Source organism: Acinetobacter sp. 148 (genome assembly GCF_031196675.1).
GTDB classification, from domain to species: Bacteria; Pseudomonadota; Gammaproteobacteria; order Pseudomonadales; family Moraxellaceae; genus Acinetobacter; species Acinetobacter baumannii.
The window spans coordinates 1-268 of the sequence record NZ_JAVIMT010000077.1 but is presented as its reverse complement, the minus strand read 5'-3'; the positions used below and the strand labels follow the sequence as shown (position 1 = coordinate 268).

1 pseudogene is annotated in these 268 nt (G+C 37.7%); it reads left to right on the top strand.

The annotated features are described in order from the left end of the window. Nucleotides 1-268: pseudogene (locus RFX69_RS13320) on the top strand (IS4 family transposase); the annotation flags it as partial.

Genomic DNA, 268 nt, shown 5'->3' with positions numbered 1-268 from the left:
TCTGCATCTAAAGCCTTGCCCATCAAGTGCTTACCACAATCATTTTATCGACGTATGCAGCGCTTCTTTGCAGGTCAGTATTTTGATTATCGTCAAATTTCTCAGTTGATTTTCAATATGTTTTCATTCGACCAAGTGCAACTGACTTTAGATAGAACCAATTGGAAATGGGGAAAACGAAATATTAATATCCTGATGCTCGCAATCGTTTATCGTGGAATAGCGATACCTATCCTTTGGACATTGCTTAATAAACGTGGAAATTCAG